General features: G+C 31.9%; 15 protein-coding genes, 1 pseudogene and 2 other annotated features. Of the genes and pseudogenes, 1 reads left to right on the forward strand and 15 read right to left on the reverse strand.

Translation table 11 applies throughout. The features are described from left to right. Positions 1 to 348: 348 nt before the first annotated feature. From KHW44_RS02105 to mgtE, 6 genes are all read right to left on the reverse strand, one after another. Positions 349 to 1,734 (reverse strand): aminopeptidase, encoded by a 1,386-nt coding sequence (locus KHW44_RS02105; RefSeq protein WP_304065362.1) that lies wholly within the window; start codon positions 1,732 to 1,734, stop codon positions 349 to 351. 4 nt (positions 1,735 to 1,738) lie between these two features. Beyond that, positions 1,739 to 2,524 (reverse strand): glutamate racemase, encoded by a 786-nt coding sequence (murI, locus tag KHW44_RS02110; RefSeq protein WP_304065364.1) that lies wholly within the window; start codon positions 2,522 to 2,524, stop codon positions 1,739 to 1,741. After that, a complete protein-coding gene (gene ispE, locus KHW44_RS02115; protein ID WP_304065367.1) occupies positions 2,499 to 3,332 on the reverse strand; it encodes a 4-(cytidine 5'-diphospho)-2-C-methyl-D-erythritol kinase in 834 nt (277 codons plus the stop codon). The genes murI and ispE overlap by 26 nt, the downstream gene beginning before the upstream one ends. Further along, positions 3,322 to 3,588, reverse strand: a complete 267-nt coding sequence (locus tag KHW44_RS02120) for a glutaredoxin domain-containing protein (RefSeq protein ID WP_002835302.1) — start codon at positions 3,586 to 3,588, stop codon at positions 3,322 to 3,324. Before KHW44_RS02120 ends, ispE begins: the two co-directional genes overlap by 11 nt. Before the next feature lie 76 nt (positions 3,589 to 3,664). After that, the gene (locus tag KHW44_RS02125) at positions 3,665 to 3,904 is read right to left on the reverse strand and encodes a Veg family protein (RefSeq protein ID WP_002835303.1); all 240 of its coding nucleotides are present in this window, start codon (positions 3,902 to 3,904) and stop codon (positions 3,665 to 3,667) included. 125 nt (positions 3,905 to 4,029) lie between these two features. Continuing rightward, on the reverse strand, positions 4,030 to 5,397 hold the full coding sequence (gene mgtE / locus KHW44_RS02130; protein WP_094203465.1) for a magnesium transporter: 1,368 nt from the start codon (positions 5,395 to 5,397) through the stop codon (positions 4,030 to 4,032). 121 nt (positions 5,398 to 5,518) lie between these two features. On the opposite strand from mgtE, the gene KHW44_RS02135 reads away from it, so the two are divergent. Continuing rightward, positions 5,519 to 5,707, forward strand: coding sequence for a DUF1858 domain-containing protein (locus tag KHW44_RS02135; RefSeq protein ID WP_002835305.1), 189 nt, complete (start codon positions 5,519 to 5,521; stop codon positions 5,705 to 5,707). A 72-nt stretch (positions 5,708 to 5,779) separates the two neighbouring features. Here KHW44_RS02135 and KHW44_RS02140 read toward each other — a convergent pair whose 3' ends face one another. From KHW44_RS02140 to KHW44_RS02180, 9 genes and pseudogenes are all read right to left on the reverse strand, one after another. Then, positions 5,780 to 6,010 carry a glutaredoxin family protein gene (locus tag KHW44_RS02140; RefSeq protein ID WP_002835306.1) on the reverse strand — a complete coding sequence of 77 codons (231 nt, stop codon included), beginning with the start codon at positions 6,008 to 6,010 and terminating at the stop codon, positions 5,780 to 5,782. Between the two features lie 52 nt (positions 6,011 to 6,062). Continuing rightward, a complete protein-coding gene (rsmA, locus tag KHW44_RS02145) occupies positions 6,063 to 6,914 on the reverse strand; it encodes a 16S rRNA (adenine(1518)-N(6)/adenine(1519)-N(6))-dimethyltransferase RsmA (RefSeq protein ID WP_002835307.1) in 852 nt (283 codons plus the stop codon). After that, on the reverse strand, positions 6,911 to 7,435 hold the full coding sequence (rnmV, locus tag KHW44_RS02150) for a ribonuclease M5 (protein WP_002835309.1): 525 nt from the start codon (positions 7,433 to 7,435) through the stop codon (positions 6,911 to 6,913). The genes rsmA and rnmV overlap by 4 nt, the downstream gene beginning before the upstream one ends. A 3-nt stretch (positions 7,436 to 7,438) precedes the next feature. Beyond that, a complete protein-coding gene (locus KHW44_RS02155; RefSeq protein WP_002835310.1) occupies positions 7,439 to 8,206 on the reverse strand; it encodes a TatD family hydrolase in 768 nt (255 codons plus the stop codon). Then, positions 8,206 to 10,203, reverse strand: a complete 1,998-nt coding sequence (gene metG, locus KHW44_RS02160) for a methionine--tRNA ligase (protein WP_274983786.1) — start codon at positions 10,201 to 10,203, stop codon at positions 8,206 to 8,208. The genes KHW44_RS02155 and metG overlap by 1 nt, the downstream gene beginning before the upstream one ends. 58 nt (positions 10,204 to 10,261) lie before the next feature. After that, positions 10,262 to 10,499: a binding site (T-box leader), on the reverse strand. A 93-nt stretch (positions 10,500 to 10,592) separates the two neighbouring features. Continuing rightward, positions 10,593 to 10,964: a 50S ribosomal protein L7/L12 gene (gene rplL, locus KHW44_RS02165; RefSeq protein ID WP_002835312.1), complete on the reverse strand. Its 372-nt coding sequence runs from the start codon at positions 10,962 to 10,964 to the stop codon at positions 10,593 to 10,595. A 29-nt stretch (positions 10,965 to 10,993) separates the two neighbouring features. Continuing rightward, a complete protein-coding gene (rplJ, locus tag KHW44_RS02170; RefSeq protein ID WP_304065382.1) occupies positions 10,994 to 11,536 on the reverse strand; it encodes a 50S ribosomal protein L10 in 543 nt (180 codons plus the stop codon). Positions 11,537 to 11,556: 20 nt separating this feature from the next. Continuing rightward, positions 11,557 to 11,681: a sequence feature (ribosomal protein L10 leader region), on the reverse strand. Between the two features lie 44 nt (positions 11,682 to 11,725). Beyond that, a complete protein-coding gene (locus tag KHW44_RS02175) occupies positions 11,726 to 12,871 on the reverse strand; it encodes an AI-2E family transporter (protein ID WP_294684469.1) in 1,146 nt (381 codons plus the stop codon). Positions 12,872 to 12,928: 57 nt separating this feature from the next. After that, positions 12,929 to 13,037 (reverse strand): annotated as a pseudogene (locus KHW44_RS02180) (50S ribosomal protein L1); the annotation flags it as partial.

Genomic DNA, 13,037 nt, shown 5'->3' on the forward strand with positions numbered 1-13,037 from the left:
TTTACTTTATTTAATTTATTAAGGTTCTATAGTTTGTTGTCTTAATGACAACTTTCTTCGCACTTTCGTAACGACTTTGTTAGTATATCATACTAACTTTTCTTTGTCAACACTTTTTTTTGAAATGTTTTTCAATCAAAATGTGTTTTCTTGAAATGTTACTTTAGTGAACTATTATAGTTTACTATCATCATTTCATTTTGTCAAGTGTTTTGTAAAACTTTTTTTATTTCCGTTTTACATGCATTACTTTCTTTTGAGTAATTTAAAAAGCACTTAACTCAAAGTGCTTTTATATAATATCAATATAAAAGCTAATTGTCAAGTGCTTTATAAGTTTACTTTATATTATTTTAAGAATGCGTGGTATGCTTTGCTTGTCATGTAGCAGTCAGCTTTTGATAATAATTCTACTGGCGCATGCATTGATAGCATTGCTGTTCCGATATCTACAACTTCTGCTCCTTGATTTGCAAGTATGAAGGCTATTGTTCCTCCACCACCTTGGTCTATTTTACCAAGTTCAGTTGTTTGCCACATTACTTTTTCTTCTTTGAATAGTTGTCTTAATTCGTTTAAGAATTCTGGGTTTGCATCATTTGAACTGAATTTTCCACCGTGTCCTGTGAATTTTGCTAATGAAATTCCACATCCGCTTAATGCTGTGTTAGAATCTTCTGTTGCATCAGCATACAATGGATCGATAGCTGCAGTAACGTCTGCTGATAATACTTTTGAATTAGCCATGATTCTTCTCATTGTTAAATCACTGTAATTTTCATCTTGATTATTAGCTATTTCTGCAATCATATTTCCCATGTATGGTGCGTTCATTGATGTATTACCAACTGAACCTATTTCTTCTTTATCTACGAATAAAGCTACTGCTGTTCTCTTAGGATTTGCAACTTTAAGAATTGCTTCTAATGTTGCATAAGCACAAACTCTGTCGTCGTGACCGTGAGATGCAATCATTGCTCCGTCAAATCCAACGTCTCTTGCTTTAGTAGCTGGTACAATTTCTAATTCTGCTACTTGGAAATCAGATTCTGTTATTCCATATTTTTCGTTCAAATATTTTAATATGCATTTTTTGATTGGGTTTTCTTTTTCATCTTTGAAATTATAGCTATCATGACCAGCTATTATGGCTAATTTTTCACCTTCTATTGCTGCTCCCAATGTTTTTGAGTTCAAATCTTTAGACAAGTGAGCTAATAATTCAGTGATGTAGAATACTGGTTCGTCTTCTTTTTCACCGATTTTGATTTCAACTTTTTTGCCTTCATTTGTGAAGATTACTCCGTGCATTGCCAATGGGATTGTAGTCCATTGATGTTTTTTGATTCCACCATAGTAATGTGTCTTCATCATTAAGATGTTTTTATCTTCCGAAAACGGTACGGCCCTAACATCTAATCTTGGACAATCTAAGTGTGAACCAACTATGTTAAGTCCTTCGTTTATATCATCACCAATAACAACTAACACGCATGATTTGTCCTTATTGTTAATATAAATTTTGTCGCCTTTTTTGATTTGTCCTTTTAAAGCTTCATTCAATTCAACAAATCCATGTTCTTTTGCTTGATTAACTATAAATTCTGTAGCTTCTCTTTCAGTTTTGCAACTATCTAAGAAGTTTTTGTATCTTTCACCATAAGCGTAGATTTCTTCGTGTTCTTTTTCATCTACAACATCCCAGATACTTTTCTTTTCGTAATTCAATTCCATAAAATCACTCCATTTCTGTAACTTTTTCTATAGGTTCTCCTATAATTTTAGATCCATTGATTTTAAAATCAGATGGATTTTTTGTGACAAAATATTTTGTATCACATTTATTTTGATAGCTCCCACAAATCTCGTATACATCTTCACTTAGAGAATCTGCAGGATCTACAAATTTAATATTTTCTCCTGTATATTGTTTAAGGTATTCAATTAGAACGGGATAATGTGTGCATCCCAAAATTATCGTGTCTGCTCCAAAATCTACGATAGGTTTCAGATATTCTTCTACCTTTTCTACAATCTTATCCTTATCTTTGCAGTCTTCTTCTACAAAACTTACAAAATCAAAACATGCAGACTGACAAACTTCAACGCCTTGTTGTTCTAATAATTTTTTATATAAACCATTGTCCACCGTGGCTTTTGTCGCTATTACTCCAACTTTTTTATTAAAAGTAGTTTTAACGGCTGACTTCACACCGTATTCAACAACTCCAATTATATCAAAGTTTGCAATTGATTTCATATAGTCCAACGCAATTGATGTCAACGTATTACAAGCAACTACAAGTAAATCTATCTGTTGCTCATTGAAAAACCTCACAATATTTTCAGAAATCTCAAGCATTTGGTCTCTGGTTTTAGAACCATAAGGAACATTTGCACTGTCAGCAAAATAAATATACTCCTTGTCGGGCATTAGCTTCTTAACTTTTTTGAATACTGTAAGCCCACCCAAACCAGAATCCACGAATCCTATTTTGTTATAAGGTTTTTGTTTTAAATACATACTTATATTTGTCCTTTAATTTATTGTAGCAATTTTCATAGTCTTGTGTGTTTTTGAAAATACCAAAAACAGTCGGTCCCGAACCACTCATCAAAGACAAGTCCGCTCCCAAATCATTCAACTGGTCTTTTATAACAGAGATTTCTTCAACTAGCTTTTCTGATACACTTTCCATCGTGTTGAATGCTACCTTAAAAAAAGTTTCATAATCACGACTATCAATAGCAACGGAAACTTTACCCAATCCACCATTTGACTCTTTCAAATTATCATACACATCTTTTGAAGATATGCTCATTCCATTATTTACAATTATTATGTTTTTATTAGAAAAATCAGACAATCTGACAAACTCGTTTCCTATCCCTGTTGCTCTGACACATTTTTTGTTCGTAAAATAAAAAGTGTCCGCTCCTGTCAATCTACAGATTTCTTTGATTTCTTGATCAGAAAGATTAAGTGACAAATCATCATTCACATACATCAAAAACTCACATGCATTTGAACTTCCTCCAGCAAGTCCTGCTGATATGGGGATTTGTTTGTCTACAAATACATCATAACCACAGTTAATGTCCCTGAACTTTTTTAAATTCTCAAATATTTTAAATATCAAATTAGTTTTATCAGTTGGAAAATCCGGATTATTAGAGCTTAAATTCAATTCGTAAGTACTGTTACGATTTATATCCATAATATCGTAAAGACCAATCAGATTCATAATCGTATCGATATTATGATATCCATCTTCCCTTAAACCAAGAACATCTAATGAAAGATTTATCTTGGCATAACTATTAATCTTCATCAAACACTCTTAAATCTTCTAATTTTTCAAAAAATACTATCTTTTCTCCATCAGTTATCATAGGAACACCAACCTTGTTGTCTTTGACAATTGATTCAAATTCTTTTCTATTATCTCTATAAGTAAAAAATTCTTTGAGATTTTTCATAGAATCTGTAATATTGATTTCTTCATAATCAATATCGGCACTTTTTAAAATTTCGATTGCATCTACGCAATCTGGGCATTTTTCTGACATATATAATTTTAACTTCATAATACACCTCTATTAATAAATTATACTATTGTTTAAATGTTAAATCAAACTAAAAAAACGACCTTTCGGTCGTTTTTTAACATAATTCTAACTTTACTGTTGATGTAAGTATATCTGAGTAAGTATATGATATTGTTCTTTCTGAATCATATTCGTTAGTTATTTTTATTGTAAATAAACTTGGGAACACTTGGCTGATAGTTCCTTTGTTAGTTACAATTTTATTTCGTCCTTTATCTGCCTCGACAATAACATCTTTTCCAATATTACTTCGCACCTGACTTCTAATCATGTTCAAATCGTTAATTTCCTTCACGTTATTCCTCCTAACAGATCGTCGTTAGTAGTATTATATCACTCTATCACTCTAAAGTCAAATTAAATAAAATATTTTACAGTAATATTAAAAATATGTCAATAGTTTTTGTTAATTTTTTCTAGTTAGATTCCCAAAGCAATATGTGCCATTTCAAAATAAATCAACAAACTCAACGCGTCGACAATTGTAGTAATCAATGGTCCCGCCATGATCGCTGGATCTAATTTTAATTTTTTAGCAATAATCGGCAACATTCCACCGATTAATTTCGCAGTCACGATTGTAAATATCAAAGTCAAAGATACAACCAATCCGATAGGAACTGAAACTTTATCTACAACCATAGTTTTTATGAAACAAACGACACTCATAACAACTGAAACTATAAGCGCTACTCTAAATTCTTTAAAAAATACTTTTAGCCAATCTTTTGTGCTGATTTCTCCAGTAGCAAGTCCACGTATAATAAGTGTTGATGATTGCGATCCAGAGTTTCCGCCCGTATCCATTATCATCGGGATAAATGCTGTAAGTATTATCGCTTGTCCCAATAATGATTCATAGTGAGTCATTATTGAACCTGTAAATGTAGCTGAAATCATCAGTATCAAAAGCCAAGCAATACGCTTTTTCGCCAAATTGAACACGCTTTGATCCAAATAGTCGTCTTCGTCTGGACTCATACCTGCCATGATTTGGAAGTCTTCTGTGGCCTCTTGTTCCATGACTTCCATGATATCGTCAACTGTTATAATACCAGTAAGTCTTTTTTCGTTATCTACTACAGGAAGTACAACGAATCCGTATTTTTTGAATACATCAGCTACTGTTTCTTGGTCATCATCAGTGTGAACATAAATAACATCTTCGTCCATCAAATCTTCTATCAACGTTTCTGGTTCATTAGTTACGATTGTTCTCAAAGAAACAAAACCAAGAAGTGTTTTCTTTTCGTTTGTTACAAAACATGTATAGACGGTCTGCTTGTCCACCCCTGTTTTCTTAATGACTTCAAGAGCTTTCCTTACAGTATAATAAGACCTCAATTCAATATATTCTATTGTCATCAAAGATCCCGCTGAATCTTCTGGATAATTTAAGAATTGATTAATCAAATTTCTTTCGCTTTTGTCGGTATGTCTTAGAACTTTTTTCACAATTCCCGCTGGCATTTCTTCGATTAAATCAATCATATCGTCAAAATATAGTTCGTCTACTATGAATTTAACTTCTTTATCACTGAACGCTTCCAAAAGCCTTGTTCGATGATCCTTTTCCATATGAGAAAACACATCGATACAATCATCTTTGTTCAATAACCTGAACACAAGCATTGCACTTTTTAAATCCAATGATTCAATATAATCTGTAATATCTACCGGGTTGTATTTTTGAATTTGATTTTTTAATTTTAAATAGTCTTTGTCTTCTAGATATTTGTTTAGTAAATCCATATCTATTTCATGACGTTCAAATTTTTCATCCATCATATTCCTCACCACCTATATTTCTATTTCATATTAAATTATAACATAGATACGAAATATTTTTACTTGAATCAACTTAAAGCTTATATTATAATAAGAATATAAATGATGAAAGGGTGATTTTATGGAAATTACTAAAGATATGTTAATTGGGGATATTATTAGAAACAATCCAGATTCTGTAGAAGTTTTATTCAGAAACGGATTATCTTGTATAGGTTGTCCAGCCAGCCAAATGGAAAGCTTAGAAGAAGCTTGTATGGTTCACGGACTAGATGTAAACTATCTATTAGAACAATTAAACCAAAACTAATATTTTACCCGCTAATTAAAGCGGGTTTTTACATAAAAAAACTACCTGTCGATTGACAAGTAGTTTTTGTTTTTATAATCCTAAAGCTTCTTTTAATTTAGCTTGATCAAATCCAACTATTTCTTCGTCACCTATGATCGTAACAGGTACACCCATGTGACCTTTTTTCATAAGTTCTTTTCTAGCTTCTTGATCTTGTGATATATTTTTTTCTGTATATTTTATGTTGTTTTCGTCCATATAATCTTTTGCAGCGTGGCAATATTGACATCCATCACTTGTATAAATTACTACGTCTTTCATAAAAATACCTCCTTAAAAGTCTGTATTTTATATATACCCTTATTTGAAAATCCTAATCAATATTGTTCAACTTCTTTACGATATTTTTGTAATCTTCCAATGACAAATTCTCAGCTCTCAAATTCTCCTTCAACCCTAGCTCTTGAAGAATTGCCTTTAATTTGTCCTTGTCAACATTCACAAACCCACTTGTAAAACTGTTTACTATGGTTTTTCTCCTTTTGCTAAAACCCGATCTGATTAATTGACGAAGAAGTTCTTGGTCGATGTCTTCATCTAATTTTTTAAGCTTCATATTTACAACGGCACTGTCTACTTTTGGTTGTGGCATGAAAACTGTTTTAGGAGCATTCAGTATTATTTTCGCATCGCTATTTTGTTTTACAAACAAACTCAATGATGCGTAATCCTTGCTTCCCACATCAGCGACCATTCTGTTAGCCACTTCTTTTTGAATCATAACAGTGATTGATTCAATAATATCTCTGTAATTAAACAAATGCTCAATAATCGGAGTTGTAATGTAGTAAGGAAGATTCGCAACCACTTTAAACTTTTTAGCTCCATGATTAAGTTCATTCAAATCTACCTTCAACACATCTTCGTTTATTATTTGAAAATTATCTCTATCTCCAACAGTGTATTTCAAAACATCCATAAGCCTTGAATCTATTTCAATCGAATACAAAAACTTGCATTTGTCGACAAGTCTTTCAGTTAATGTTCCAAAACCAGGTCCAATCTCAATAACGTAATCATCTTCTGTTATATCAGAAAAGTCGATAATATTTTCAATCAAATTACCATCGATTAGAAAATTTTGCCCCAAAGCCTTTGAGAACTTAAATCCAAATTTGTCCAATATTTCTTTGATGTAGGAAGGTTGGTGTAGTCTATAACTCATCTATTAATAGCCTCCTCTAATTTTTCTCTTGAAATATTGTAATTATTTAGCATTCTAAGAAAAGATTTCGCATTGCCGTAACCAATATTTAAAATTTTACCAACTTTTATTCTAAGAGCTTTGGATCCTTCACCTACTAATCCATAGTAAATCATATCATCCATCGTGTATTCATTCTTGGAATCAATCATTGACGGATGAGCGTTTTCTATGGCGATTTTAATATCTTCTTCCTTTGCATTTTCAATTCCAATGTCCTCATCTTTGATACACAAATCTTGTGCTATAAATGCATTTTTTGCGTTTGGAATAAAATCATTAATTCTTTTTCTGATTTTATTTCCAGCATAGTCTGGATCCGTTAGAATTATTATCCCTCTATCTTGGTCAATTTTTTTGAGTCTTTTGAGTAATTTATCGCTAAAATAAATCCCACCTGTGCATATTACTTCACAATCTAATGCTCTTTTGACTCTTTGCTCATCGTCTCTTCCTTCGACAACTATTATTTCTTTTATCATAATTTACCATCCAAAAATATCATCGGCATTATTGCAAATGATTTGTGCAGCTTCTTTTTCCGACATTTTTTTCAACAAACTAACTTCTTGTAACACCAAATTCACATATTTTGGTTCGTTTCTTTTCCCGCGATATGGATGAGGCGTCAAATAAGGAGAATCTGTTTCTACTAAAATTTTATCGATTGGTAGTTTTTCACAAGTTTCCTTGACATTTCTTGCATTCTTAAATGTCACAACTCCACTAAATGAAATATAATATCCCAAATCAATAAATTTCATTGCCATTTCATAGCTTCCAGAATAAGAGTGCATTATTCCTCTTACATTAGGAATTTTTTTCAAGATATCGTATGTGTCTTGGATCGCATCTCTTGTGTGAATTATAACAGGCAAATTTTTTCTCTCAGCGATTTGCATTTGTTTTTCAAATAGATATTTTTGCTTGTCCTTGTCGTGTTCATAATGATAGTCCAGTCCGATTTCTCCGATTGCTTTGCATTTTGGATTATCAGCTAACTCTTCTATCCTAGAAATATCCTCATCTGTGAATCTACTATCTTCTTCTGGATGAATTCCCACAGCATTGTATAAGAAATCATACTTTTCAGATAATTCAATTGCTTTAATGGAGTTTTCAACATTGTCACTTGGAAGCATAGCTTTTACAACAGAATTGGATTTAAGATTTTCGATAATTTTATCCCTATCAAAATCAAATTTCTCATCTGTCAAGTGACAATGTGTATCGTATATTACATATTCTCCCATTAAGATACAGTCGCTCCATCTTCAAATTCTGAGTCAAGTAGACTTGCCATAGTCAAGTTATCGCCCTTACTTGCTGCAAGAAGCATACCTTGAGATTCTACTCCTCTCAATTTAACAGGCTTCAAATTATACACAACAATAACCTTCTTACCTATCAAATCATCTGGTTCGTACCAGTTTTTGATACCAGAAACTATTTGTCTTGTTTCTTCTCCGATTTTAACCTTGAAAACCAACAGTTTATCGGCATCCGGATGTTGAGTTGCTTCTACAATTTGTCCAACTCTCAAATCAAGTTTGTCAAAATCATCTATAGTTATTTCTTCTTTATTCTTAGTTTTCTTTGATTTTTTCTTAGATTCTTTAGGAGCTTCTTCGTTATTGTCTCTTAATTCAGAAACTTTCTTACCAGTTCTTTCTTCGATTAATTTGTCGTTAACTTCATTCAATCTTTCAGTTTCTTTCTTGATGTCCAATCTATTGAACAAGTTTTCTCCTCTTTGAACATTAGTGCCAGCGATAGTTTTACCGAACACTTTTCCATCTTCCCATTTGATTTCAGGAAGACCGATTTGTTCTTTGATTTTGTTGCTAGTTTCTGTGATAAAAGGAGAAGTTAATATACAAATAACTCTTATTGCATCCATCAAATTATACAAAACAGTTTTCAATCTTTCTGGATCTTCTTTAATCAAAATCCAAGGAGTAGTTTCATCAATATATTTGTTGGCTCTTCTAACAACTTTCCAAATTTCTTCAAGTGCATTTGAAAAATCAAGTTCTTCTAATAACTCTTCAACTTTTTCTTGGCATCCTACAACTACAGATATCAAACTCTTGTCGATATCGTTGTTATCATTTGGTTGTGGAATAACACCGTCAAAATATTTTTCAACCATTGACACTGATCTGCTCACAAGATTTCCCAAATCATTTACCAAATCCGAGTTAAATCTGTTCATAAATCTTTCTGTAGTAAAGTTACCATCATTACCAAAAGTAAAATCTCTTAAAATGTAGTATTTCAAAGCATCTACACCGTACAAATCAATAATTGGTTCTGGATAATAAACATTTCCCTTTGATTTACTCATCTTATCTTCATTGAACAAAATCCATCCATGAGCGAAAACTCTCTTTGGTAATGGCAAATCCAACGCCATCAACAATGCTGGCCAAATAATTGTATGGAATCTTACAATTTCTTTTCCAACCAAGTGAATATCGCATGGCCAGAATTTATTGAATAATTCTTCGTCTTGTCCATATCCAATTCCAGTCAAGTAACAGCTAAGCGCATCAATCCACACGTAGATTATATGCTTATCATCAAAAGGAACCTTAACTCCCCAGTCAAAACTTGTACGAGATACTGATAAATCTTCCAATTCACCACTTAAAAAGTTATTAACCATTTCGTTCTTACGAGATTCTGGCTTTAAGAAATCTGGATTATCTTTGTACAATTGTAAAATTCTATCTTTATATTTTGATAATCTGAAAAAGTACGATTCTTCTTCGTGATAGTGAACATCACGTCCACAATCTGGACATTTTCCATCCTTTAGTTGTGATTCTGTCCAGAAAGCTTCACAATCGACACAATAATGTCCCTTATAAGTAGATTTGTATATATCTCCCTTATCGTATAATTTTTGGAAAATTTCTTGAACATTTTTTTCGTGAGCCTTGTCTGTACTTCTTACAAAACTATCTATATCTATGTCAAGTTTCTTCCACAAATCCTTAGCGCTTTGTACAATTGGATCAATATAATTTAATGGATTATCACCCATGTTCTTTTCTTTTGCTTTTTCGTATAATTTTTGGCCGTGTTCATCAGTACCTGTAGTCAAAAACACATCATAGCCTTGGATTTTTTTGAACTTTTTCAAAGTATCCGCAATAATTGTCGTATAGGTATGACCTAAATGTAAGTTACTACTTGGATAATAAATCGGTGTAGTGATGTAGTATGATTTCTTTTCTTCTGACATAATTTCCCTCCTAAATAAACTACAATAAAATAAAAAATCCCTTATATGACATACATCATATAAGGGCGAAAATCCGCGTTACCACCTTAATTTTAGAATATAAAATATTCTCTCATTGTTTGGCACATTAATGCCTAGCATTTGATAACGGATGCTCCCGGAAAAATTTAAAAGCATAAGCTATTCAACTTTTCAAACTCAAAGACCATATTCTGTAACAATCTAATATCTTATTCCACCATACTAAGACTCTCTTTAAAAAAATTATTACATACTCATCTCATCGTAGTCATTTTATCAATATATTTAAATAATATCATAATCAAATGATTTGTCAAGCAATTAAAAAAGAGAGGCTATTGTGCATAACCTCTCCATAAATTTATCGACTATTTTAATTCGATAGTAGCTCCAACTTCTTCAAGTTTAGCTTTTAATTCTTCAGCTTCTTCTTTAGAAGCGCCTTCTTTGATTGCTTTAGGAGCTTCGTCTACGATAGCTTTAGCATCTTTTAATCCTAAACCAGTTAAGTCTTTAACTGCTTTGATAACTTTCATTTTAGCGTCACCAGCTGATGCTAAGATTACATCAAATTCTGATTTTTCTTCTGCTGCTGCTCCACCTGCTGCTGGTGCTGCACCTGCTACAGCTACAGGAGCTGCTGCTGATACTCCAAATTTTTCTTCTGCTTTTTCTACTAATTCATTTAATTCAAGAACAGTTAAGCCTTCAACTGCTTCTAAGATTTCATCTATTGACATTTTTTACCTCCAAATTTTATTTTAATTAATTATTCTTCTACTGTTTCAGTAGTTTCGTTTGATTCAGCTTCTTCTGAACCTTCAGCTTTTGATTTAGCAATAGCATCTGCTAAATATACAAATTTTGATACTGGAGCTTTGAAGCTTCCAAGCATTTTTGTAAGAAGAACTTCTCTTGAAGGGATAGATGCGATTTTCTTTACACCTTCAACATCTAAGAATTTGTCTCCTAAATAACCTGCTTTAATTTCTAAATTTTCGTGATCTGCTGCGAATTCTTTAGCTATTCTAGCTGCAGCGATTGGATCATCCATACTGAATGCAACCGCGTTAGGACCAGATAAGTAATCTAAGAATCCATCAAATCCCAATTCTTTAAAAGCAAAATTCATCATTGTGTTTTTGTATACTTTGAATAATACATTTTCATTTCTGAATTTTTCTCTTAATTCTGTTGCTTCACTAACATCTAATCCTCTATAATCAACGATAACCATTGATTTAGCATCATTAATGTGTCCTTTAATTTCTTCGACAACAGCTTTCTTTTGATTTAAAACGTGTTCTTTCATTATTTCACCTCCATGAAAAAGGCTACACTAAAAAAGTCTTTCCATCCAAAGACAGAAAGACTGATAAACTCATATCTTATGCTCCTCTGTAGGATGATTAAACTTTAATAGTCCCTACTGTCTTCGGTAGCCCAAATTAATTACTTGATTATTATATCATATTCAATGAATATGTCAACACTTTTTTTATTATTTTTCTTCAATAATACAAATGTTTTTGTCTTCTAATTTCTTTTTCTTATATCTGTACAATAATTCATAGATTGTAGCAAATATTGGAACGAAAATAAGCATACCAACAATACCACTTACTGCCGCCCCTATGATAACTGCAACTAAAACCCAAATAGATGGAAGTCCTACAGAAGAACCAACAATTCTAGGATAAGTTACATTACCATCAAATTGTTGAAGAACAATTATGAAAATCACAAACATAATCGCTTTTGAAAAAGATTCGATTAAAATAATCAAAGCTCCTAGAGCAGCTCCTAGTATCGCTCCAACCAGTGGAATCAACGCTCCAAAACCAATTAATACACTAACTGTTGCAGCGTTTGGAATCTTCAACAAATACATTCCTATGAAACACATAAACCCAAGCATAAATGCTTCGATAAATTGGCCTTTGAAGAACGAGTAAAATTTTTCGTAAGCGACTTTGAAGAAAACAATAATTCTTTTTGCAGTTTTCCCGCTGAAGAAAACATAAGTTAATTCTGTGAATTGTCTTCTCAACGTTTCTTTTGAGAATAATAAATAAATTGCAAAAGTAAACGAGACTACAAAACTAAGTACAACAGAAAATACTGTGCTAATTCCAAAAAATACATTGTTCAATATATCCAATCCATTTTTAGTTAAATAAGGCTTCAATTTTACAAACAAATCGTGAGTGCTTGTTATAGCGTATGTGTCGTAAATTTTATCTAATTGTTTTGCTATTTCTGGATATTTTCTTAGCTTTTCAACCAACACCGGAATACCTTGTATTAGTGATTTAATAGCCTCTAAAAAATTAGGAATTATAAGTGTCACTACAAATGTTAATATCGCACTAACTATTACTAAGCTTATTAGCAGAGATATTGCCCTTTTTAGACCCGGCTTCGAAGTCCATTTTTTTAAAAGTTTATTCTCAATAAAATTCATCGGCATATTCAATACAAAAGCTAATGCAGCACCAATAATAAATGGAGATATAATCGCCATAAAAGTGCCCAATGCATTTCCTATTGATTTTCCATTGAACAAAAGATATGCCAAAATAACCGGAACGATTAATATAGTAATTCCTATTTGGATTTTTCTTTTGTCATCTTTTAATAATTTCATTTTTTCCTCCGAATTTAAGAAAAGCCACTTTTACGGTGGCTAAAAATTTCTTATATATTATTCTTTTGCAAATTGTAATGGATTAACCTTGATTCCAGGGCCCATTGTTGAAGCAATTGTTAAAGATCTAATATATTTACCTTTTGATGAAGCTGGTTTTGCTTTC

Source organism: Finegoldia magna (assembly GCF_018371055.1).
Taxonomy (GTDB): Bacteria; Bacillota; Clostridia; order Tissierellales; family Peptoniphilaceae; genus Finegoldia; species Finegoldia magna_I.